Source organism: Mucilaginibacter sp. P5_A6 (assembly GCF_056400585.1).
The window spans coordinates 60,523-83,897 of sequence record NZ_JBFUKZ010000010.1 but is presented as its reverse complement, the minus strand read 5'-3'; the positions used below and the strand labels follow the sequence as shown (position 1 = coordinate 83,897).

18 protein-coding genes are annotated in these 23,375 nt (G+C 40.9%); 8 read left to right on the top strand and 10 right to left on the bottom strand.

Annotated features, from left to right (window positions below):
* Positions 1-253 precede the first annotated feature (253 nt).
* The 8 genes from AC1DO4_RS13140 to AC1DO4_RS13105 all read right to left on the bottom strand — a co-directional run bounded on the left by AC1DO4_RS13140 (position 254) and on the right by AC1DO4_RS13105 (position 9,272).
* Entirely contained in the window at positions 254-421 is a 168-nt protein-coding gene (locus AC1DO4_RS13140; protein ID WP_477416457.1) for a hypothetical protein, read from the bottom strand.
* 148 nt (positions 422-569) lie between these two features.
* Complete coding sequence (locus tag AC1DO4_RS13135; RefSeq protein WP_477416455.1) at positions 570-1,004, bottom strand: DoxX family protein; 435 nt, start codon at positions 1,002-1,004, stop codon at positions 570-572.
* 416 nt (positions 1,005-1,420) lie between these two features.
* Positions 1,421-1,909: a hypothetical protein gene (locus AC1DO4_RS13130; RefSeq protein WP_477416453.1), complete on the bottom strand. Its 489-nt coding sequence runs from the start codon at positions 1,907-1,909 to the stop codon at positions 1,421-1,423.
* A 40-nt stretch (positions 1,910-1,949) separates the two neighbouring features.
* The gene (locus AC1DO4_RS13125) at positions 1,950-4,142 is read right to left on the bottom strand and encodes a penicillin acylase family protein (RefSeq protein ID WP_477416451.1); all 2,193 of its coding nucleotides are present in this window, start codon (positions 4,140-4,142) and stop codon (positions 1,950-1,952) included.
* A gap of 416 nt (positions 4,143-4,558) precedes the next feature.
* Positions 4,559-5,650 (bottom strand): DUF3810 domain-containing protein, encoded by a 1,092-nt coding sequence (locus AC1DO4_RS13120; protein WP_477416449.1) that lies wholly within the window; start codon positions 5,648-5,650, stop codon positions 4,559-4,561.
* 155 nt (positions 5,651-5,805) lie between these two features.
* On the bottom strand, positions 5,806-6,324 hold the full coding sequence (locus AC1DO4_RS13115; protein ID WP_477416447.1) for a DUF2911 domain-containing protein: 519 nt from the start codon (positions 6,322-6,324) through the stop codon (positions 5,806-5,808).
* Between the two features lie 264 nt (positions 6,325-6,588).
* Positions 6,589-8,970 carry an MG2 domain-containing protein gene (locus tag AC1DO4_RS13110; protein WP_477416445.1) on the bottom strand — a complete coding sequence of 794 codons (2,382 nt, stop codon included), beginning with the start codon at positions 8,968-8,970 and terminating at the stop codon, positions 6,589-6,591.
* 101 nt (positions 8,971-9,071) lie between these two features.
* The gene (locus AC1DO4_RS13105) at positions 9,072-9,272 is read right to left on the bottom strand and encodes a hypothetical protein (protein WP_477416443.1); all 201 of its coding nucleotides are present in this window, start codon (positions 9,270-9,272) and stop codon (positions 9,072-9,074) included.
* A gap of 292 nt (positions 9,273-9,564) precedes the next feature.
* Between AC1DO4_RS13105 and AC1DO4_RS13100 the strand changes: the two genes are divergently transcribed.
* Positions 9,565-10,194 carry a DUF47 domain-containing protein gene (locus tag AC1DO4_RS13100; protein WP_477416441.1) on the top strand — a complete coding sequence of 210 codons (630 nt, stop codon included), beginning with the start codon at positions 9,565-9,567 and terminating at the stop codon, positions 10,192-10,194.
* A 196-nt stretch (positions 10,195-10,390) separates the two neighbouring features.
* On the opposite strand, the gene AC1DO4_RS13095 is transcribed toward AC1DO4_RS13100, so the two are convergent.
* Both AC1DO4_RS13095 and AC1DO4_RS13090 read right to left on the bottom strand, forming a co-directional pair.
* The gene (locus AC1DO4_RS13095; protein WP_477416439.1) at positions 10,391-12,871 is read right to left on the bottom strand and encodes a TonB-dependent receptor; all 2,481 of its coding nucleotides are present in this window, start codon (positions 12,869-12,871) and stop codon (positions 10,391-10,393) included.
* A 240-nt stretch (positions 12,872-13,111) separates the two neighbouring features.
* Positions 13,112-13,525, bottom strand: coding sequence for an EamA family transporter (locus AC1DO4_RS13090; protein WP_477416437.1), 414 nt, complete (start codon positions 13,523-13,525; stop codon positions 13,112-13,114).
* Positions 13,526-13,714: 189 nt separating this feature from the next.
* Between AC1DO4_RS13090 and AC1DO4_RS13085 the strand changes: the two genes are divergently transcribed.
* The 7 genes from AC1DO4_RS13085 (at position 13,715) to AC1DO4_RS13055 (ending at position 23,238) form a co-directional block, all read left to right on the top strand.
* Positions 13,715-14,392, top strand: a complete 678-nt coding sequence (locus AC1DO4_RS13085) for a response regulator transcription factor (protein ID WP_477402595.1) — start codon at positions 13,715-13,717, stop codon at positions 14,390-14,392.
* Positions 14,389-15,636 (top strand): sensor histidine kinase, encoded by a 1,248-nt coding sequence (locus tag AC1DO4_RS13080; RefSeq protein WP_477416435.1) that lies wholly within the window; start codon positions 14,389-14,391, stop codon positions 15,634-15,636. Before AC1DO4_RS13085 ends, AC1DO4_RS13080 begins: the two co-directional genes overlap by 4 nt.
* A 129-nt stretch (positions 15,637-15,765) precedes the next feature.
* On the top strand, positions 15,766-17,001 hold the full coding sequence (locus AC1DO4_RS13075) for a TolC family protein (protein ID WP_477416433.1): 1,236 nt from the start codon (positions 15,766-15,768) through the stop codon (positions 16,999-17,001).
* A gap of 2 nt (positions 17,002-17,003) precedes the next feature.
* On the top strand, positions 17,004-17,957 hold the full coding sequence (locus AC1DO4_RS13070; protein ID WP_477416431.1) for an efflux RND transporter periplasmic adaptor subunit: 954 nt from the start codon (positions 17,004-17,006) through the stop codon (positions 17,955-17,957).
* Complete coding sequence (locus tag AC1DO4_RS13065) at positions 17,957-21,058, top strand: efflux RND transporter permease subunit (RefSeq protein ID WP_477416429.1); 3,102 nt, start codon at positions 17,957-17,959, stop codon at positions 21,056-21,058. Before AC1DO4_RS13070 ends, AC1DO4_RS13065 begins: the two co-directional genes overlap by 1 nt.
* 55 nt (positions 21,059-21,113) lie before the next feature.
* Positions 21,114-22,115, top strand: coding sequence for a YncE family protein (locus tag AC1DO4_RS13060; protein ID WP_477416427.1), 1,002 nt, complete (start codon positions 21,114-21,116; stop codon positions 22,113-22,115).
* Between the two features lie 118 nt (positions 22,116-22,233).
* The gene (locus AC1DO4_RS13055) at positions 22,234-23,238 is read left to right on the top strand and encodes a fatty acid desaturase (RefSeq protein ID WP_477402589.1); all 1,005 of its coding nucleotides are present in this window, start codon (positions 22,234-22,236) and stop codon (positions 23,236-23,238) included.
* The last annotated feature ends 137 nt before the right edge of the window (positions 23,239-23,375 follow it).

Sequence of the window (23,375 nt, the reverse complement as noted above, 5' to 3'; positions counted from 1 at the left end):
CCTCGTCGGGGTGAGTCGACTCGTAGCCATGCGATATACGTCATTCCCCCTTCAGAGTCCACGGATTTTACCACTCGCAATGACGGGTAAGAGGTTTAGGTGTAAAAAAAACAAACATTGATAATCAACAACTTACGATAATGTCATTATAAAGACCGAAGCAATCGCAGGCTTTACAGGGCGGATCTGCACAACTCGCGATTGCCGCGCTGCGCTCGCAATAACATGGTGTTGTTGGGTTCTAATACAGCTTCTAAGTATTATGAATATTGTTTGCGGTATTGTTATAATCGGGTTTAACCACTGGTTTTTCCGTTTTCTTAATACTTCCGCAGGCCGAAACAAGCACAGTTACAGCAACCACAAAAAGCATTGCGCAATGCTTATCTGAACTGAATAGCCAAAGTTTTAAAGCTGGCATAACAAATTAAGTTACTGATATATAAACTTACAAATACATATCGATAACCAAAAGACACGCTGAAAATAAATTAGTTACATCATGAGGAGCAAAGACGGAAAGATTAAGAACAAAAGACTAAATTGCCTCCCTCAATTTGATAGACCACTCACCACTCAGCCAGATATTTATCTAAAGAAATAGGCCCCGAGCCTAGGATGGTAAATAGCAGAAGCAGGACAAGGGCTGTAATAGATGGCCAGGCTAAAGTATTTATTGGTTCTTTAAAAATACTGGTTAAAAATACCGCGCCTATAACAATCGGGATCTGGATGATGGATGCCATCCGGGTGTATATACCAAGGGCTATCAGTATACCGCCAACCATGTGGGCAAAGGTTACATAATAAACTAAAACCATCAGCACATCGGGCGAAAGATCTATTATATCCTGGCCTTCAATCAAGTGCCTCAGGTACGCTGTATTCTGCATAAAGGCGATACCTTTTAACAGCAGGAATATACCAAGCGCTATACGTACGATATCGAGGATTTTAGGGTGATGTGTATCGCCCCAGTTTTCAATTTTATGAACCACGTTCATCACAAGCCTCCTTTTAACAGTTAAATTGGTTTTAGGCAAACAGCGGTCTTATTGGGTTAAAATGGCTTTTTTGCACTATATAAATATAGTAATAAACTTGTTACAATTGCAAATTATTATGGAGGTATTTATCAAATTTTCAGGGAGTTATAAAACACCGGAGAACTGACTTGATACCGTTAGGAGCAAACTTACGTAGTCTTAAAAACTGCGTAAGTTTTTGCGCGATTAGACAAGGACCCATAGGCAGGTCATATAATAGAAAACGAGCTGTTCATTCACGCCTGCCAGGTCGACTTGCCTCTTGCCGACCTATCCCTGCCTACTTGCATATGGGATGCCGAAATAAATTGGTACGATGTGGTGTTTTTTTTAAAGCAATTTTTCTGATCCGGAGGTGATTCACCCGCAAAACACTAATCAAATCCTACATATTCTTTTTGCTTCACCTCAACAAAGCCAGATGTATTATCACGACTGATGAGCATCACGATATGAAAAAAGTCGTTATCAAAAAGATAAATATTGTTTACAGAATCGGCCCCCTGGAATCGCATAGGAAGGCCCGCACTTTTTGCCTGGGTTATTAAATTAAAAATATGTTTGGTGATAGCAGTTTTATAAGACACTGTACGCAATGTGGCACCACTACTTAATTTGGTGGCAACACCAATAGCAACCGATTCTTCCTTATGCTCAATATCAATTTTATTTAAATTCTCCACCGTGTTGCCATCAACATCCTGGGTATATTTTCTTTTAAACCCTTTAGTCAAAACCAAATAATTATGGGCATCCCCGTTTGATAGATTTGTTAAATTGGTAAGGTCATTAATGGTGATGCTTTGCCCGAACAGATCAACACAGCAAAACGATAGTAATGCTAAAAACAGGTATTTCTTCATTTTTATTATTGTATCCAAATATACTTTTTTAAACAATTAATCAATCACCCGGATGGTAAGTTCTTTGAGCATGTTTAAGCACATCCTGTTTATAAAACAAAACATCTTTAAACCTGCCATCAATAATTCCCCGGGCCTGGTCGCCAAAGTTTTTTGAGGCCGGGTCAAATGATTGCCCCCCTGTCATGATACTTTTAGCCTTTACTTTTGGACCAAATTCAACAGCGGCTACAAAGCTGTTACCCGAGTAGCCATACCGCTTCAACGTATTCATAGTGCGGCTCTGGAACGACGGCAACTGGCCAAATCCAGAGCCCGTTAAACCAACCGGGATACTGGGTAAATTATCATCGAACGTTGTGCCGTCTGCAGGGCGCTGGTAGCGATTCATATTACCCCATTGTACCTGCCACGTGCCAAAGCGGCTTTGCAGGTTTTTCAAAACATCAGTTAAAAGAACAAGTTGCCGATCGCCCGAAGTTTGTTCGGCAAGCGTTTTTATCCGCTGCGTTATAAAAGTGCTTTGCTGGTCTGTTTTAGGCGGCGGAAGCAATTTTAACATCAAAGTACCCCATTCAATGGCCAGCGAACTGGCTACCGAATTTACGGCTGTACGTTTATCCCATTGCCGCAACAGCTTCACAGGTTCGGCAAGGGAGATTTTTAACGAATCGGGGGCGTTATCATAAGCTTTAAATAAACCGGGTAATAAATCATCAAAAGCGGCCAGGTAATGATCGTAGCCTTTGGCTATGAGGCCATCAAGCGTAAGATGATCTGCATTTTTTAATATATTAATGGCAGTTACGGCCCTGTAGTTTTCACCATCAGGCGCCATATAAACGGGATATTTACTTTTATCGGGACTGCTTGCCCCGGCAGCAGTATACGGCGTTGAATTGCAATTCTGGATCCAGCCGGTAGCAGGGTTTGTAGTTGTAACAATATCTTTAAGCTGATGAACGCCTTGCCACTCTGTTGCACGTGTGCTGCCATCAACGGGCAGGCTCCAATCATATTTAGGATTTCTTTTGGGAATATAGTTGCCGTACCAAAAAATGGTATTGCCCTTATCATCGGCATAAACAGTGTTGTTTGTTGCGTTTGATACCAGGTCCATAGCCTTTTTATACTCAGCAAGGGTATTGGCTTTGGTAATTTGCCATGACTCCAGCAGGGCGTTATATGAGCGGTTATTGGCTTTTAAAGCTAACCATTTACCATCGCGGCTTCCCAATACCGGCCCGTGATGTGTGTAATAGGCCGTTATCGTTCGTTGCTCAACTTTGTCGCCGTTTTTTATATTGACGACAAGCTTACGGGTGATTACCGGTTTAAGCGCCCCATCGTACTCATAAAACCACTTACCATCCTTTTTGGTCATCTTTTCGGCATAAAGGTCGGCCACATCCGCATAGCTGCTGGTGTGCATCCAGCCGCAATGTTGGTTAAAACCCTGGTAAATAAAAAACTGCCCCCAGGTAACAGCGCCATAAGCATGCAGCCCCTCCTGGCTTACCAGTTCCACTTCGCTGCGAAAATAAAAAGGCACATGCGGGTTAATGTACAATAAAGCATGACCCGATGCCGATTTAGATGGCGATATAGTAAAACCGTTTGATCCGGTTTCCCGTTCATTCACAAATTCATAATTATTTGGGGGATGGTTTATCAGGATGCCCAGCTTCTCGCCGCCATCTGCATAAAATGCTTTTGTTTCTTCCAGCTTAATCCCGCCGGTTTCGGTTGCGGCCACGCTGCCATCGGTAAACATTAAGGCATACCAGGGCTTAAAATATTTAAATACCTTAGGTTTTATTTCGGGATGCTTATACAGGTAATAGTTTATGCCATCGGCAAAGGCATCCATCAATTTCCTGAAAGCAGGCGCACTTTTTTTATAATCCCTGATAGCGTCGGCAGTATCAGCTATCAACTGGAGTTGTATATCGGTAGCGAGGTTATTTTCGCCATCAACTTCGGTTTGTTTGCCAAGCTGGTAAAGGTAATTACGCTCAATACCTTTAAAATTATCCTCGCATTGCGAATACATCAGCCCAAAAACCACATCGGCATCTGTTTTACCATAAATATGCGGTACGCCATAATTATCGCGAATAATTGTTACAGCTTTAGCCTGTGTTTCGGCCCGTTTTATTTCCTCCAGGTTAAATACCTGGGCAAATACAATACAAGGAGAAAATATTAAAATGAAAATTAAATTATGTTTCATGGTAACAATAATTTTACCGTTGCGTCTAACAAATTAGATTGAAAATTAGTAATGATATATTAATAATATGAAGTAAATTTGGTCATTAAAACACAATATTTACATTGCACCTGCGTTTCTTTTCAATTATTCATAATTTTTGAAACGCAGCGCGAATTTTTTGCCGCGTTTTTGGCACAATCACAAAGTAATAAATTTTTTGTTTACTGGTTATTACTGCAGTAAATATATAAGAGCTTGGATGTTCATTTACGTGAGATCTGAGGTTTAGTTGATACAATGTCATTTGAGAGATGATATTGCAGTGCGTTCCGGGGTGAGATACGGAACGCATTTTTTATTTTAGTTCATTGGTGAATAACCTAAATCCTGGCAATTCTTGTTTACTCACCTGCAAAGACCAATGAACCACTGAACTAATGAACCCATTGTTTTTTCTCCCACGCCATAACCAGTAATACCATACGGTTATAGGTTCCCAAACCCTGGGGTTGATTATTGGCTTTCAGAAAATTATCATAAAAAATACTGCTGATTGCGCTTAACTTGTTTTCGTAAGCCAGCCAGTAAGCACGCTCGGTTACAAAATCCTGGTGTACATCTTTAGATATCATTGCCMTTAATTCTTTATGAGCTACGGTATCCCTGCGTCTTAGGGTATGCATAAATTCATCAACTGCTAAATGATAGGCCGAGTAGCGCAGCAAGCGGTCACGTGATTTTATGCCGATGATAAACCCGGCAAAATCAGCTTCATCTTCGGCTCCGTAACCTACCTGGTGCGACATTTCATGACAAGCTACAAACGGCCGGTTAAACACAGGCATTTCATAATTGATCTGCGCCTCTGTTGTAAAAGGATTATAATAGCCCGATGTGCCCATATAATTCATTAAAAAGCTGATCATGGAAGGCTTTACTCCCGGATGAAAAGCCCGGAAGTTAACAGAATCCGCAGAGAGTGAACTCACCGCATTAACAGCTGTTTGATAAATGGCACTGTTGCCTTGAGTCAAATCCGCAGCAGTTATACGTGCGCGGCAGGTGTTGGCACTATCTATTAGTAATTTAGTTACACCCTTCAGGTCGGCTGTAGTGAAGGAGGTATCTCTCAGGTTAAGGCGCTCTGCTGCCGATGGCCTGAAATAATTCATCCCCCAAAACAAATAAAAAATAAGTACAGCTACCTGCACACCTATAATCCATCCGAGGAAATGCATACCGGCAATTTTAAACTGCTTTTTAAACAACAGTTTAATTATCCTCACTATCCCCCAAATTAAAGCAACTATAACTGCGATGTATAACAGATCGCCAACACTAAAAGGGAATAGGTTTAATACCGGGTGAAAAATCCAGCAGATAAATTTGTAAAATCCATTTGAATAATAACGCTCAACCAATGCGGGATGGCTGGCAAGCTGCATCAGTATAAAAGTAGTTAAGGCCAGCAACAATATAACGATGATCCTTTTTAATAAGGGATTTTTGCTGATGTGGTTACGCATTAAGTAAATATAGTGCTTATTAATAAAGCCGGGATATAAGAATTAAGATAGAAGAGAACCTCCGGTCTTTCCCCGGCTTTTTATTCATACAAGTAACAGGATACAAAAAAAGCTCCGGGTGAAGGAGCTTTAATGTAATTGGGTAATTTAAATACTTATTTTATTGAAACAGGCACCTCAAAAGTATCCCATTTAAGGCTGAAGCCTTTTGGCGTAATAGTATATTTAAGGCTTTCGCTTTTAGGAACGGTTTTCCCTTTAACCGTTACACGTAACTGATCATTAGCTTCTTTGTAAGTATAGGCTCCCCATTGTTTCGGGTTTTTATCAAAAATAAGTGTCCAGGTGCCACTTGCAGATGGAATTACGAAGAAAGCATATCTTCCGGCAGGAAGCGCTTTGCCTTCCACTTTGATAGCTTTGCTGGTAGTAATGCTGGTTGCCGAATCGGCTCCTGCGCGCCATACCTTATCAAAAGGCACCAGTTCGCCCAGTACTTTACGCCCTTTTACGTAAGGACTGCCATATTTAATTTTGATTAGTGAACCGGCTACAGTAGCACTTGTGCTGTCATGCGGACTTGCCGGCTTTTTGTCCTGTGCAAATGTAAGGCTGCTCACAAATAGCGCAGATGCCAATAGCAATGCTGCTTTTAATTTAATAGATGTTTTCATAATACTTCTCATGGATTTGTTTGGTATAAATATAGGATGAAATTTGTTTGGGTAGCAATTCAAAGTTCAAATAAAACTTAGGTATTGTTTAAAAAAATATTGTTTTAGCAATTAAAAACAGTTGATAAACAGCATTGTTATATTAACAAGATAGCCATATTGCAGTTAGGAATTGACCTTAAGGTTAAGATGGCCAAAAGGTTAAACAATTGTTGTGGTTTTTTTAACCCTTGCCGCAAGGCAGGGGTTTTTTGTTAATAAATTTTACTCTACTTTATAAGCGAAAACACTGCGGCCCATATTGCCATCTTCGTCCATGCCTTCAACCACCACCCGGTAATTACCTTTACCATCAGCATTGTAAAAATCAAAGGAGGCGTTGCCGTCTTTATCGGTAACAATATCAGGGTTCCAGTAAATGGTACTGCGCTCATCGGCCTTATTGCTTTGCGTAGCCGATGTGCCATAAGTGGGCGAATAAAATACGCGGGCCTTATAAAATCCCCTGGGGGCATAAGAAAGCAATCCCGGCGAAATCTTTTTATTTACAGCCACTGTTTTATTTTTAGCCGTGGTAATTAGCAATACACCATTGGCCCCCTGCGACCCGTAAATAGCTGCATCAACATTTTTAAGCATTTTAACACTTACTACATCGGATACGCTTAAGTCATCAACATTTGAACTGGATTGCACGCCATCTATTATCACCAGCATAGGGGCTGCTCCTGTTAAACCAACTCTGTCTCTTAAATACGGTACCCCTCGCATTAACGCAACGCCGGGTAAATGCCCCTCCAAGCCGCGCGATATCCCGGTTTGATCACTAAACTGATTAATTGTAGCATGCTCAGGATCCAAGAATTTATCTTTAACAATTACGTCTTTTAATAACTTCCCGCTTGCGTCGGCCAGGTAGGTAGCTGCAACAGCGGGTATACTCACGGGATTACCCGCACCGCCCTTATCCAACGTTGGGCCATTACCTGTTGAAATATTTATTCTCCGGGGCTGATCCATTATGATCTGTGTATTGCTTTTCCCTCCTTCGGTTTTAGCCTGAATTACAAACGTGGTATTGGTGGTGTAAATCAAATTGGCAAAATTAAACCTGCCGTTGGCATCGGTTACCTGGTTTAACATGGTGCCTCCGTTTTGGGTAAGCAAGGTAACGCTCCCGTTAGCAACAGGTACACCTGCAGTTGTTTTCACCGTGCCCGATATATCCAACCCTTTTTCAACAGGGTAAGTTGCAGCTGTTTGAGGATCATCACCAAGCAATTGTTTCCAGGTAAAGCGGCGGTATCCCTGCGTAAGCATCAGTATATCCAAATCTGCGCGGGTATCAGCGGTAGCATGGGAAAAGTAGTAATTGGGCTGTTCAACAAATCCCTGTAAGGCCGATGTTAATAAAAGGTGTGTTAATATGGTAGTTTCGGCGCTTTCATTAACAGGTATTTTAGTTGCATCAATAACCGATGCCGAAAAGTAACCTGTAACCGGTTTAACATCCTTTTTTGCACTTACAGTTACGTGTACTTTGCCCCTGGTAGGGTAAGCCGGTTTATCAGAAACGGTTTGTAAGTTTATATGATCATTATTTTGTATAAATGAAAGGCGCTCATTTAAAGGTTCGCCGGCTTGCGAAAACAAGGTTACCTGTACTATACCGGTTTGAAAATCTTTTTTATCCAGATTAATATCAAGCACCTGGTTATCAAGCGTTGTTTTAAGTGAACGCACCGATCCGTTTGAATAAATAACCACGCCAATTTCTTTATTTTTATTATCAAGATAATATGACCGGTTTACATTTATTTCTATCATCAGCTTATCTGGTTTATCATTGTTTACCAGCAAGGCCATCCCTTTGCTATCAGCCTTAGGTAAATCAACAACGGCCTTTGTGCCATCAGCATAAGTAAGCTTTGCTTTATAGCTTCGGCCTTCAACCGGGGTAATATAAATAATACCCATTCCCAGGTGTTTGGCTTCAAATTTAGTTACTTCGGTGTTCAGGTTATCAACAACCACACCTTTTATATCCACCCCCAGGCCATTTTGGCCCATGGCCTTAAAAGCGAGTTTAGCAGGTATATCGTTTACAAAAGTTCCGCCTTCCGCAAAAAACTGGATATCAAATTTATTGTTGCTGATGGTGGCCGGCCGGTTAGCCAGTACCTGCGTTGCAGGCACAGCGCTGTTAATTACTATCGGCTGATCAAAAATCCCCGGGTCGGCATTATTGAGCATCCATTTGGTATATGTTTTTATATGATAAATACCTTTTGGCAATTTGTTTGGTAACGCAAAATCGCCCCAGGCTATGCCATTGGCAGCTTGCAGGGATATATTTTGCACCAGCGAATCGCTCGAATTCATGAGGTCGACATGTAATACGCCGCTTAGTTTTGATAACTGGTGTTGTTCGCCAAGAGTAAGGTAAGCCTTAAAAAACACTGTATCGCCGGCGTTATAAAGTGTCCTGTCAAAGTGCAGGTATACTTTTTCAATGGCTTTGGTTGTTGATAAGGTTTGTAAACGCGATACAACATCATCCAACAACAATGATTCCTTAGCCACCTGCGAAAAAGCCGGGATACAAAAGCATGTTGTACACAAAAGTGTAAATAATAACTTTTTCATGCAGGAAACGACAAATAGAAAAGGGTTTATAACTGGTAATTAAATGTACCACATTTCTGTGCACAAAAGCAAATTAAAATAAAGGTGCAGAATTTATTATGTTAAGCATCAGCATTTTCTTTTATCTCCTCCCAATAAACAGTTTCGCAGTAAATTCTATTTTGACTTGCCACACGGTTTTTTACATCCTGCAATTGTTTTTTGATCTCTTCGGTGCTGAGGTCGCTGCTTAATGAGTGGTAATAAATTGCATAACCAGTTTGACTGTTTATAAATTTATAATGTTTATCAGCGGATTTCATGACTCTTGGCTTATATCTGTTATAATAAACATAACGGCGATATTGTTTTAATACCGGGCAAATGTTACATTATAATTTATTTACCCGGGTAATTGTATCGTATCTGTTAATACAACCGTTATATAATTTAATAACATTTAATTAACACTGCGTTAACAATTGCATTACTTTTCACACCAAATTAATGGCTACATTTAGCCGCATAAATATTTGTGCATAATGCGCGCTAATTACTTAGCATACACGCTCTTAACTTAATTGCTGTTTAAAAAGTCATAAAAAGTTCAAGTCAATGTCGATATTCCCCAATTCAAACCAGGTTTTTTATGATTTATTTAACCGCGCTGCTGCCAATGCTACCGAAATGGCGACGCTGCTTAACACTGCGGTAAACTCAAGCGATACCTACGAACAAAAATTTCAGTTTAATCATATTGATAAGCTAAAAACAAAAAGTTACGAAATTACCCACCAGGTATTTACAGAATCCGGGAGGATGCTGATATCACCGTTTCAGCGCAAGGATATGTGCGATCTGGCCGCCGCTATTGATGATGTTGCTGATAGCATCGCCATGGCAGCCCGCAGGATAAACCTGTATGATGTACCTAAGATAACCCCTCCTATCATTAACCTGGCCGATATTATTCTGCAAACAACAACAGGCCTTGAAGATGCGGTTAAAGCCATGAACAACCTAAGCAATTCGGCACAAATATTTGAGCTTTGCAATAATGTTAAAAAACTGGAATACCAGGCAGATACCGTTTATAACGAAGCCTTTGCCGATTTGCTGGCTAACGAAACCGATGCCATACAGCTTATAAAATATACTGATGTTTTTATGGCAATGGAAACAGCCACCGATAGCTGCGAAGATGCTACACTGGTAATTGAGAGCATTTTGATTAAGAACGGGTAAGAAAGGCTAAAGGCTAAAGGCTAAAGGCTAAAGGCTAAAGGCTAAAGGCTAAAGGCTAAAGGCTAAAGGCTAAAGGCTAAAGGCTAAAGGCTAAAGGCTAAAGGCTAAAGGCTAAAGGCTAAAGGCTAAAAAAAAGCGATGGTTTTACCATCGCTTTTTTTGTCACTTGCTAAGCAAGAAGCTTTATGCTTTAAGCTTACTTCCCTTTATCAACAGACGTTTCATCCTGCCTGCCTTCGTTATCTTCTTTCTCTTTGCTCTTGTCTTTCTTAAAATCGAGCTTACCAAATTTATAGCTGAGGCTTATGCCGAATGACTGGATAGGTATTAATCTTACATTAGTCTGGTTGAAATTACTGCCAAAAGTAGTTGAGCGCTGGCCCACATATTTAGCAAACGGATTTGATGCGGTAAGACCTATACTGGCCTTTTTATTCATGAACATTTTACGCATCGCGAAGTTGTAGAAAACAAATTTAGGCTGGGTTCCCTGGATTCCTTTTTGCGATGAGTTATAATTTCCAAAAAATTCGGCGCTCAGGTTATTGCCAAAATCGTATTGAGCGTTCAGGTTTAAACGATAAGCAAAACCGCTCACACTTGGGCTGCCCGGATTGTTACTCGTCCTGTCAGAAAATATCATGTTGGTTCGCAGGTTGAACGCTTTGGTAACCGGCAATGATGCATAAATGTTGATACCGGTACGAATCTCGGACCCTATATTATAGCGTTGGGTAAGCGATACATTGGTATAGGTAATGCCATCTAAAACAAGGGTTTGGTAAAAAGTGGTAAACCGCTGTATATCATCCGTATTTCTTCGGTAAAAAGCGGCGATGTTGATGTTTGCTCCCTTATCAAATGATTTATTGTAACCCAATTCAAAATTATCGCCACGCTCTGGTTTTAAATTGGGGTTACCTGTATTAATGTTATGTGTATCGCTGATATTGAGGAATGGGTTAAGATCGCCGTAATCAGGGCGTTCTATCCGGCGGGTAAAGCTTAGTTTAACCGACTGCGACTCATCAAATTTGTGCGAAAATACCAATGATGGTACTAAAATATTGTAATTCGGGATATTGGTATTCTTAAAATCGGCTGTGGTAATGGTATACTCGTCCCTCAACCCAGCCTTTATATCCAGGAAATTATTAAATACCGATGTACTTGCAGACAAGTAATAAGCATATATTTTACGATCGTAAGTAAAGCCATAGGTTTGCCCGGCGTTGGGCACAAAATTGCCAGTGGTATCTAAAGTAGTGGTAACCACGTTGTTGTTGATATGGCTAAAATCGAGCTTGGCGCCGGTTTCAATGGTAAAGTTTTTACTTACCGGTTGTGYATAGTCAACAGAAATATTCATTCCCCTGTCTTTACCCGGGTTGTTATTAGATATCCCTGTGGGTAAAATACCCGCATTTGTGTAGTCGGTACGTTGAAAGGAGCTGAAACTGTTATTACCAAAGCTCGACGAATACAATACATCAAGCTCCTGCCCCTCTTTTTCAAAGGTTTTTTTATAGCTTAAACTCACATCGGTTGAAGTTCCGTTAAATTTACTGCTGGAGTTACGGATGCTGGCGGTATCAGAAAGCAGGCTGCCCGATGCATCAGCAATACGCTGATCCTGGTTGGTGATGCCTTTGTTATGGTTACCAAAATGATTAAAACCTACAGCTGCGGTAAGGTCATCGTGCTTACTGATGTTCCAGGTAAAATTTAAGCCCGATTGATAGCCATTACGCCTGAAGTTATTACTTCCCTGCTGAAAAAATGTTGTTGTATTGCCAAGGTCATTGGTGGATGTACGGTTATTGGTGTTTGGCGAGTTACTGTTGATTTGCGCATTGCCGCTAAAAAAGGCGTTAACACCAAAATTCCCCTTACGCACGTTGAGGTTAAAAGATCCGTTTTCGCGGCGGGTACCTGCCGATAGGTTAACACTGCCGTTAATACCTTCAACCCTGCTATCCTTTAAAATAATATTGATTATCCCCCCTGTGCCTGCGGCATCGTACTTTGCGCCCGGACTGGTAACTACCTCAATGCTTTTTATCTGACTGGCCGGGATACTTGCCAGCGCATCGGCAAGGCTGGCGCCAAAAATACTTGATGGCTTACCATTTATCAAAAAGCGAATATTGGAGTTGCCCTGCAGCTCAACATTACCATCAATATCAACCGTAACCTGGGGTACCTTCTTTAATATATCAATAGCTACCCCGCCCTGCGCGCTCAGGTCGTTTTGCGGGTTGTAAACCATTTTATCTATCTTGTTTTGAACGGTTGGCGCAGTGGCTGTAATGTTTACATCCTTTAGCTGGCGCGGCATGGGCGATAATAAAATTTCGCCCAAGTTTACGGCAGTGCCATCTTTTATTATAACATGCTCTACAGTGGCCCGCTGATAGCCTAAAAAATCGGCGGTAACTTTGTATTCGCCCGGGGGGATCTTATCTACTGTAAAATTCCCTTTAGGATCGGTGCTGATACCATTAAAAGGCGATTCGGCACCTTGTTTATAAACAGATATAGTTGCATAATCAACCCCTTGTTTGGTAACAGCATCGGTAATTTTTCCGCTGATTTTTCCCTTGCCCGCAGGAGTCTGGGCTTGTACATTTATTATGGTAAACAGAACAAAAAGAAATAATATATAATACGCCTTCATTATCTTAGAACAGGTGATCTGGCGGCGAATTTGAAAAGAAAGTTTGGATATATTCTGAATGTTTGCGTGTTTGTTACAATAAGGTTAATTTATCAACACAGTTGTTACAATAAGGGATGAAGGACTTTCAGACAAAGGACGAAGGACTTTAAGACGAAGGATTATCAGACACAGGACTTTCAGACAAAAGATGAAGGATAAACTTTATGTAATCTAAGGCGTGATTCTATATTCTGTTAATCAAAATATTAACACTAAGGTGCCGGCAATTATAAGTAATGCGCCAATACCATTTTTTAATGTGAGTGGTTCTCCCAAAAATACAACGGCTAAAACAATGGCCAGTGCCACGCTCAGCTTATCAACCGGGGCTACCTGCGATACCTTACCCAATTGCAGGGCTCTGAAATAACAGATCCACGAAAGACCGGTTGCACAGCCCGATAGGATGAGGAATGTCCAGTTTACCCGGGTTAAACCTTCTATACCTTTATTGCTGCCTTTAAACAATACAATAGCCCAGGCCAGTATTAATATCACTACGGTACGTATGGCAGTTGCAAGGTCGGTATCAACTCCTTTTATGCCTATTTTGGCAAATATTGCGGTAAGCGCGGCAAACAATGCCGATAGTAAAGCGTAAATCCACCACATGGTTTTAGTTATAAGTTATATGTAAGTTAAAAGTAGATTACCATTTTGGATACATTCTGTTTCATTTAAAATAAATTCATCTGTTTGTAAATCCAAAATGTGTACAAAAAGAGTTTATAGCTTTGAATTTTAACATTAATTTTAACTTCATCCAAATATTACGCACAGCTCATCACTTAAAATTTAATAATGAAATTACTGATCATTGAAGACGAAGAGGGCCTGCGCGAGAGTATTGAGGAATATTTTTCGGAAGCCGGAAATATATGCGAAACAGCCTCAACCTATGCTGCCGCCCTCACCAAGGTTGAGCTATATCGCTATGATTGTATCCTGTTGGATATTACCTTACCCGGCGGCAATGGCATCAGCATACTCAAAAAAATAAAAGAAAGTAATTTTACCGATGGCGTGCTTATCATATCTGCCAAAAACTCGCTCGATGACCGGTTGCAGGGCCTTGATCTTGGGGCTGATGATTACCTTGTAAAACCATTCCACCTTTCGGAGCTTAAGGCCCGTGTGTCTGCCATCATCAGGCGTAAAATGTATAATGGCAGCAACCTGTTGGTGTTTAACGAGATCAGCATCGATCTGCAGGCCAAAACAGTGAGCGTACATGATAAGCCTTTAAAATTTACCCGCAAAGAATTTGCCCTGCTTATTTATTTTATCGCCAACAAAGGGAAGGTAGTTTCTAAAAACGCGATAGCCGAACACCTTTGGGGCGATGGTATAGACCTGGCCGATAATTTCGACTTCATCTACTCCCACATCAAAAACATCCGCAAAAAACTGGTGGAAGCCGGCGCTAACGATTATATCCAGGCTGCTTACGGTATGGGGTATAAATTTGCCAGCCAATGAAGCTGCTTACCTTATATAACCGCGTAAACATCATTACCACAGTAATTGTAATGGTAATAACCGGCATTATTTACTACCAGGCCATCAGCTGGATCCTGAACGACCAGAACGACAGGGCCTTAAAAGTAGAAGAAGAAGAGGTTTTTGATTATGTAAAACTTAATCACCAATTACCACAGGTATTTGAGTCAAAAGATCAACAGATCACTTTTAGTGAGGCAAAGCCTAATTCGGTAAAGCGGGAATTTATCAACACCAGTTACCGCAGGGATGAAAACGAATATGAATCAGGCCGTGGATTGATAAGCTCGGTTACTGTAAATGGCAAGTATTATAAGATCCTCATTGTAGAATCAAAAGTGGAAACGGAAGACCTGATACAGATCATTTTTGGCATTACTATAGGCGTTATTCTGTTTTTACTGTTGGTATTAGTGATAGCTAACCGGTTAATTTTAAACCGTTTATGGCAACCATTTTATTCTATTTTACACGAGATAAAACTATTCAATATTACCGATAGCCGTGAGATACCCCAAACAACCACCCGTATTAGTGAATTTGTAGAACTAAATCGGGCCGCAGCAACCATGACAGCCAAGGCAAAATATGATTACAAAGAACTCAAAACCTTTACAGAAAATGCATCTCATGAGCTGCTTACCCCTATAGCCGTCATCAACTCTAAACTGGATACATTAATACAGTCCGAAAACTTTAATGACAGGCAAAGCAAACTGCTTAACGATCTGTACAGCGCGGTTGCACGGTTAAGCCGGCTTAATCAATCGTTGTTACTGCTGGTAAAAATTGAGAACCGCCTGCTAACCGATCAGCAGCACATCAACCTGGAACAGTTGATTGATGAAATGCTGGTACAACTGGAAGATATTTTTGCTGATAAAAGGATAACCGTAACGGCCGACCTGGAGGATAAAGAGATCCTGGGAAGCAGGTATTTAATTGAAATATTGTTAAATAACCTTATCATTAACGCTGTAAGGCATAACCATGCAGGCGGCCAGATCATCATTAAATTAACTCCCGGCAGCCTTACCATCAAAAATACCGGAAATAATGCCCCACTGCCTGATGATAAAATATTTACCCGTTTCCATAAATCATCTACCTCAGATGGCAGCGGCCTCGGGCTTACCATCAGCAAACAGATCTGTGAGAATTTGGGGTTCGCGCTTAGCTATCAATACCAAAGCCCTCATCATACTTTTATTGTTAAATTTTAAATTGGCATTTAGCTATCCTTAGGCATGACTTGAAGTCTTTTAAAAGTGATTCCCCTATAGCGATCCTAAATTTTTACAGAATTATGCTATACTTTAGCTATGTTTAAATTGCATTTATACCTCCGTTTAATGAAGTGGTTTTTCGGCCTTATATTATTTACATTTACCTATACTGCTGCCCGGGCACAAACATATACGCTTGATCATTACCTGGAACTTGCAAAAAATAACAGTCCGCTGCTAAAGGATCTCAGGAACCAGGTTGCAGCAAGCCAACTCGATAGCTTAAGATTAAGGGCTGGTTTAAAACCCCAGGTAAATGTAAACAGCAACGGCTATTTTGCACCTGTTGTTAATGGTTATGGCTATGCAGGAGCTATTACTAATGTACAAACCTTTAATGCCCTTTTGGGGGTAAACAAACAGCTGATAGGCAAACAATATTTAAATGCACAGTTGGCTGCAATAAATTTACAGCGCGATTCTATCATCAATAGCGGGGCAGTATCTGAACAGGATTTAAAGAAGACGGTAACCAGCCAGTATATAACCGCTTATGGCAGTTTGCAGCAGGTTAAATTTAACCGCGACGTGGTTAAATTACTTACCCAGGAGGAAGGACTGCTTAAAAAGCTTACCCGGAACAACGTTTACAAACAAAGCGAATATCTTGCCTTTTTGGTTACTTTAAAGCAACAGCAGCTACAGCTTTTGCAGGCACAACTGCAATATAAAAATGACTATGCTACACTTAATTACATTGCCGGTGTTGTTGATACCGCAACTGTGGAGTTGGAAGAGCCCGTTATTCAAAAAACAATAACGCCAGATGCTTCGGTGAGTATATTTTTCAGGCAATTTAAAGCTGATAGTTTGCGGCTTGTTAACAGCCGGAGCTTAATTGATTACAGCTACCGGCCAAAAGCCAATATTTTTGCCGATGGTGGTTATAATACCGATTTTACAGCCCAGGCCTATAAACACTTTGGTACCAGCTTTGGCTTTAGTATTTCTATGCCTGTTTATGATGGCGGCCAGCGTAAACTTCAATACAAAAAGCTAAAACTGGAAGAAGAGACCCGTTTAAACTATAAAGCATTTTTTAATTCGCAATACCGTCAGCAAATCGCGCAGCTTAATCAGCAGATAAACGAAAATGATAACCTGGTTAACCAGGTAAAAGAACAGATAAAATATGCTGAAAGTTTAATAAAGGTTGATACGCAGCTGATGCAAACCGGCGATGTAAAAATTGCCGATCTGATACTGGCAGTTAATAGTTATTATACCATAACCAACCTGCTTACACAAGCTACCATAACAAAGCTGCAGCTCATCAATCAATTAAACTACTGGAATAAATAATTATGAAAATATATAAAACAGGCTGTTCCCGTTTAAGAAGCATTTTAATAATTTTAGCCATAGCTGCGGTATATTCTTCATGTAAAGGTAATACTGATGCCGATGCCGAAAGCGATACTGCTGCAGTTGTACCCGTAACACCTGTACAGGTAACTACAATTGATGAAAGCTCACTTACCGATTATATTGAGCTGAATGCCACATCATCATTCCTTCAAAAAAACTATGTAAAAGCTAACGCTATTGGTTACATACAAAAGGTAAATACGCAAATTGGTCAATACGTAAATAAAGGACAGGTTTTATTTACCATAAAAACCAAAGAAGCACAAAGCATTGGCAATAGCATAAATATACTTGATACTACCTTCAAATTTTCGGGCGTAAATAAAATCAAAGCTGCCGAGCATGGTTATATTACCCAGCTAAACCACCAGCCAGGCGATTATGTACAGGATGGCGAACAATTGGCCGTGATAAGCGACAGGGGAAGCTTTGCATTTATTATGCAGCTGCCTTATGAATTGCGCGCATCGGTATCCGGCAACCAGGATGTACTGCTAACCCTGCCCGATGGGATAAAATTAAATGGGAAAGTAACATCATTTATGCCCGCTGTTGATACGCTATCGCAAACACAGGGCATCGTAATCAAAGTAAATTCGGCCAGCCAGATCCCCGAAAACCTGGTGGCCAGGGCACGGATAGTAAAAACAACTAAAACAAACACCGTATCCCTGCCGGCTTCGGCCATCCTGTCAAACGAAACACAAACAGAGTTTTGGGTAATGAAAATGATTAATGCTACCACTGCAGTTAAAACACCTGTTAAAAAGGGGATTGAAAGCGGTGGCAAGGTAGAAATACTATCCCCAAAGTTTTCTGCCCTGGATAAAATAGTTATAAGTGGCAACTATGGTTTGGCAGATACAGCTAAAGTTAAAATTGTACTGTAATGGCTAAAGTTGCAAAAACGAAATTAGACAGGGTAGAGAATTTTTTTATTTTTTATCGTAAGCCCTTGCTGCTGGTATTGTCGCTTATTTTAATGGGGGGCATATTTGCCTACACAAAGCTTCAGACTTCACTTTTTCCCGAGATCACTTTTCCTAAAATCAAGGTAATTGCCGATGCCGGTTTGCAGCCTGTAAACAAAATGATGATAACGGTAACCAAACCGTTAGAAAACGCGATAAAACAGGTACCCGCCCTGCAATTAGTAAGAAGCACCACCAGCCGGGGAAGTGCCGAGATCTCGGCATATATGGATTGGAATGCTGATATTGACCTCAGCAAGCAACAAATAGAATCGCAGATAGCAAAAATTCAAAATACCCTGCCGCCGGAAGTAAATATATCTGTGGAAAAAATGAACCCTTCCATTTTACCGGTAAGCGGGTACACCCTGGAGAGTCATGAACGATCGCCGATTGAGTTAAAGCAATTAGCCACATTTACAGTAAAACCATTTTTATCACAAATAAACGGCGTATCCGAAATAAGGGTTATTGGCGGCAAAACAAAAGAATACTGGCTTGTGCTTAACCGCGAAAAAATGACAGCCTTGTCATTGACGCCCGACATGATCAGCAGCGCATTAAGCCAAACCAACTTCATAAAATCCGAAGGTTACCTGTCTGATTATAAAATGCTGTATCTCACCGTAACCGATGCAACAGTAACTGCTAAAGATCAGCTGGAGAATATGGTGATCAGCAATAATAGCAAAAGGGTTATCCAGGTGAAGGATATTGCATCAGTACAAATAAGTGAGGGAATTGAGTACACCAAAATAAACGCTAACGGACACGATGGGGTATTAATTGCGGTGATAAAACAACCCAATGCCAATTTGATATCTTTATCTACAGATATGGCGGCAAAGGTTGTGGCCCTGCAAAAAATACTCCCCAAAGATGTTACTATAAAACCCTACTATGTACAGGCCGATTTTGTAAACGATTCGGTTAAAAGTGTTACCGATAGTGTTTGGATAGGCTTGTTGCTGGCAATAGTTGTAGCTATTATTTTCCTCAGGTCATTTAAAGCCAGTGCCGCTATTTTAATTACAATTCCTGTTACCCTTTGCCTCACGCTCATTGTGCTTTATATAATTGGATACACCTTCAATATCATGACGCTGGGTGCAATAGCCGCGGCAATAGGGCTCATCATTGATGATGCCATTGTTGTGGTTGAGCAAATCCATCGCACACATGAAGAGCACCCTGAAGAACCAACCAGCAGGCTGCTTAAAAAAGCTATCGATTACCTGTTCCCGGCAATGCTTGGTTCATCTATAAGTACCATAGTTATCTTTGTTCCCTTTTTGCTGATGACGGGTGTTGCCGGGGCCTATTTTAAGGTAATGACCAATACCATGATCATTACCCTTATCTGCTCGTTTTTTGTAACCTGGATAGGTTTGCCTGTTATATACCTGTTCCTCACCCGTAACCAACACGCGCATTCGGCAAATGTGAAAGAAGAAACGCATGAAGTAAAAAGGCAGCGCTGGGTTTCCTTTTTTATTATGCAGCCAATAATCAGCATTGTTATCATGATGGCGTTGATTGCGGTGATCATTTTTATTCCTTCAAAATTAGAAACGGGCTTTTTACCGTCTATGGACGAAGGAAGTATTGTGCTGGATTATAGTTCGCCGCCGGGCACCTCGCTGCAGGAAACCGACCGCATGTTAAGGGAGGTAGAGAAGATCATCACCAAACATCCCGATGTGGCAACCTACTCCCGCCGTACAGGAACACAAATGGGTTTCTTTATCACAGAACCCAATACCGGCGACTACCTTATTCAATTGAAAAAAAGTCGTGAAAAAACAACCGATGAGGTAACCAGTGACATAAGAAGTGAAATTGAAAAAACACAACCTGCCTTACGGGTAGATTTTGGACAAGTTATAACCGATATGTTAGGAGACCTTATGAGTTCCACCCAGCCTATCGAAATTAAGGTTTTTGGCAATGATCAGCATATCCTTCAAAACCTTTCAAAACAAATTGCAGCCGAAGTTACCGCGGTTAAAGGCACTGCCGATGTGTTTGATGGTATTGTGATCGCGGGCCCTTCGGTAAGTATTATACCCGATTATAAAAAGCTGGCGCAGTATAATATTACACCGGCCGCCCTGCAGTTCCAGGCCCAAACTGCCCTGGATGGCAATGTGGTTGGCAATTTGTACGAAACTCAGCAGCTATCCCCTATCCGTATGGTTTATCCGGGCAACAGGTCATTAAATATAGCCGGTATTAAAAACCTGGATATATTTTTAGGTAACGGTAATTTAATTCCGATAAGTCAGCTGGCTACCGTTGCAATAAGTGCCGGCGATGCCGAAATTGAACGGCAGGACCTGCAATCAATGGGCGTTATCACCGCCAGGTTAGAGAACAGTGACTTAGGTACAGTAATACCGGCCATACAAAAAAACATAGCCGAAAAGGTAAACTTACCCAGGGGCTACCATGTAGAATACGGCGGCGCGTATGCCGAGCAGCAGCAATCATTTAAAGAGTTGCTCATCATCCTCATCACTTCGAGCCTGTTGGTTTTTGGGGTGATACTATTTTTGTTTAAGCAGTTCAGAATTGCAATATTAATTTTGGCAATGGCAGTTTTGGGTATTTCGGGAAGCTTCCTGGCGCTGTATATCACCAATACGCCGTTAAATGTAGGCAGCTATACCGGATTGATCATGATAGTTGGCATCATAGGCGAAAATGCCATATTTACCTTTTTACAATTCAGGGAAAGCGCCAGAGAAAAAAGCGTGAATGAAGCCATAGTTTATTCGATATCAACGCGCTTAAGACCCAAATTAATGACGGCATTAGGCGCTATAATTGCATTAACCCCACTGGCTTTAGGTATTGGCGCCGGGGCCCAGTTACATCAGCCATTGGCCATTGCGGTTATTGGCGGCTTTTTAGTTGCGCTGCCATTGCTTTTAATTGTTTTACCAAGTATGATGCGCATTTTATACCGCAATGGCTTTACTTCAATAGTTGTTGAACAACATACAGATCATCCCGGATAACACAATATTTCTACAGATTTTTGATATAATTTCATTGCAAAAAGCAAACCTAAAAATGAAAAAGCAAATTTTAGTTCTCGCATTAATGGCAATTGGTTTAGTACCTTTTGCGCTAAAAGCCCAAACTTATGTAGCCGATAAAACCATATCCCTGCCTGGTGATGGCGGCTATGATTACCTGGCTATTGATAAGGTAAACCACCGTTTATACGTATCACATGGTACACAGGTAAATGTTATCGACCTGGCTACCCAGCAGCCGGTTGGTTCAATTGATAATATGAAAGGCGTGCATGGCATTGCCATTGTAAATAAACTAAACCGTGGCTTTATTACCGATGGCAAATCAACCGCGGTTGTAGCATTTGATTTAAAAACACTAAAAACCATTGCTACTATTGCCCTTACAGATGCAAACGGCCCGGATGCTATTATGTACGATCCTTATACCGATCGTATTTTCAGCTTTAATGGCGAAAGCAATAATTCATCTGTTATAGATCCAAAAACCTTGAAACAGGTAGGTACCGTTGCCTTAGGCGGTGCTCCCGAATTTGCAGTATCGGATGGCAAGGGTAAGATCTACAACAACCTGGAAGATAAAAGCAGCCTGAACGTTATCGACAGTAAATCGCTTAAAGTGATAAAAAACTATCCGCTTGCGCCATGTGGCGGCCCTACGGGTTTAGCATTGGATGCAGGCAACCAGCGCCTGTTTACCGTTTGCCGCGAAAATAAAGGTGTCAGTGTAGTTGATATCAATACAGGTAAAGTAACCGCCACCCTACCCATTGGCGCGGGTGTTGATGCCGTAGCCTACGACCCCGAAACCAAACTGATATTTTGCTCATGCGGCGATGGTACAACTACCATTATCAAACAAAAATCGGCTGATGAATACAGTGTTGTACAAGTGCTAAAAACTCCGGTACGTGCCAGAACCCTTGCTTTGGATACCCAAACCCATAAAATTTATTTAAGCGTTGCCGAATTTGAAGCTGGCACGCGCAAAGCCTTGCCTAATACATTTAAAGTACTGGTTTACAAGCTACAGTAAATAAATTTTATATAAAATCTTCATGAAAACAGCATGAAGATTTTATATAAAATTTTTATTTTGACCACAAAATGATATTTTTAAAACGTTATTGATATCTTTAACGTTTATATATCATATGATTAAGAGAACTGATTTTGTTTATTCCCAGGAGTCTGAACCACATCGTATCCGTACAAAAAAAATTTTAAAGCAGTTTCCGCAATTACGCCAGCTGATAGGTAAAAACCCCAATACCGTTTTTGCTATTATTGGTTTAGTGGCATTCCAAGTGGTTTTAGCATGGTTTCTGCGCGATCAATCATGGTGGTGGGTTTTTGGCGCGGCCTATTTATTAGGTGCCTTTGCCGATCATGCCTTATTTGTAATGATCCACGAATGTACCCATCAGCTACTGTTTAAAAACCGCAATGCCAACCGCTGGGCATCTATGTTTGCCAATTTACCGCAAATATTGCCAAGCGCTATATCTTTCGAGAAATACCACATCAAGCACCACTCTTTCCAGGGGGTTCATGAACTGGATGCCGATTTGCCCAATAAATGGGAAGCCAAGCTAATCAGCAATTCGTTTTTGGGCAAAGCGCTTTGGCTGTTATTTTTCCCGGTATTCCAGTTGTTTCGTTTATCAAGGCTCCGGGAGATCCATCCTATTGATGGCTGGATAGTTACCAATTTTGTTTTACAAGTGATTTTCACTACAGCTATAGCCTACTTTATGGGCTGGCATTCAGTTGCCTTTTTATTGTTAAGTTTTTCGTTCTCTGTAGGTTTGCACCCGCTTGGCGCACGCTGGGTACAGGAGCACTACCTTACTCATAGTGTTGAGCAGGAAACTTATAGCTACTATGGTAACCTTAACGTGGTAGCCTTCAACGTAGGCTTTCATAACGAACATCATGATTTTCCCTCTATCCCATGGAACAAACTTCCCCTGATACGGAAAACCGCTCCTGAATATTATGATACACTGTATTACCATACTTCATGGACAAAGTTATTTTTCCAGTTTCTTTTTGATCGTGAAATCTCCCTGTTCAACCGCATCCTGCGCAAAGATCGCGGAAGGGTGGCACTAACAGACGTATCAAAACCCGATGCAGAACTGGAAATGATTAAATAACAGCTTAAAGCAAATAATTGATTTATAAAATCAGCAAAAAGATAATACAAAAAGGGCCTTCTCCAAGGCCCTTTTTGTATCCGCAAAATGAACAAATGATGAAGAATTAATATAGACTTTAAATAGCGGTAACATAT

Bases quoted from the DNA above. Each gene is read 5' to 3' on its own strand.
- AC1DO4_RS13140 (WP_477416457.1), bottom strand. From the start codon at position 421: ATGCCAGCTTTAAAACTTTGGCTATTCAGTTCAGATAAGCATTGCGCA.
- AC1DO4_RS13135 (WP_477416455.1), bottom strand. From the start codon at position 1,004: ATGAACGTGGTTCATAAAATTGAAAACTGGGGCGATACACATCACCCT.
- AC1DO4_RS13130 (WP_477416453.1), bottom strand. From the start codon at position 1,909: ATGAAGAAATACCTGTTTTTAGCATTACTATCGTTTTGCTGTGTTGAT.
- AC1DO4_RS13125 (WP_477416451.1), bottom strand. From the start codon at position 4,142: ATGAAACATAATTTAATTTTCATTTTAATATTTTCTCCTTGTATTGTA.
- AC1DO4_RS13115 (WP_477416447.1), bottom strand. From the start codon at position 6,324: ATGAAAACATCTATTAAATTAAAAGCAGCATTGCTATTGGCATCTGCG.
- AC1DO4_RS13110 (WP_477416445.1), bottom strand. From the start codon at position 8,970: ATGAAAAAGTTATTATTTACACTTTTGTGTACAACATGCTTTTGTATC.
- AC1DO4_RS13105 (WP_477416443.1), bottom strand. From the start codon at position 9,272: ATGAAATCCGCTGATAAACATTATAAATTTATAAACAGTCAAACTGGT.
- AC1DO4_RS13100 (WP_477416441.1), top strand. From the start codon at position 9,565: ATGTCGATATTCCCCAATTCAAACCAGGTTTTTTATGATTTATTTAAC.
- AC1DO4_RS13090 (WP_477416437.1), bottom strand. From the start codon at position 13,525: ATGTGGTGGATTTACGCTTTACTATCGGCATTGTTTGCCGCGCTTACC.
- AC1DO4_RS13085 (WP_477402595.1), top strand. From the start codon at position 13,715: ATGAAATTACTGATCATTGAAGACGAAGAGGGCCTGCGCGAGAGTATT.
- AC1DO4_RS13080 (WP_477416435.1), top strand. From the start codon at position 14,389: ATGAAGCTGCTTACCTTATATAACCGCGTAAACATCATTACCACAGTA.
- AC1DO4_RS13075 (WP_477416433.1), top strand. From the start codon at position 15,766: ATGAAGTGGTTTTTCGGCCTTATATTATTTACATTTACCTATACTGCT.
- AC1DO4_RS13070 (WP_477416431.1), top strand. From the start codon at position 17,004: ATGAAAATATATAAAACAGGCTGTTCCCGTTTAAGAAGCATTTTAATA.
- AC1DO4_RS13065 (WP_477416429.1), top strand. From the start codon at position 17,957: ATGGCTAAAGTTGCAAAAACGAAATTAGACAGGGTAGAGAATTTTTTT.
- AC1DO4_RS13060 (WP_477416427.1), top strand. From the start codon at position 21,114: ATGAAAAAGCAAATTTTAGTTCTCGCATTAATGGCAATTGGTTTAGTA.
- AC1DO4_RS13055 (WP_477402589.1), top strand. From the start codon at position 22,234: ATGATTAAGAGAACTGATTTTGTTTATTCCCAGGAGTCTGAACCACAT.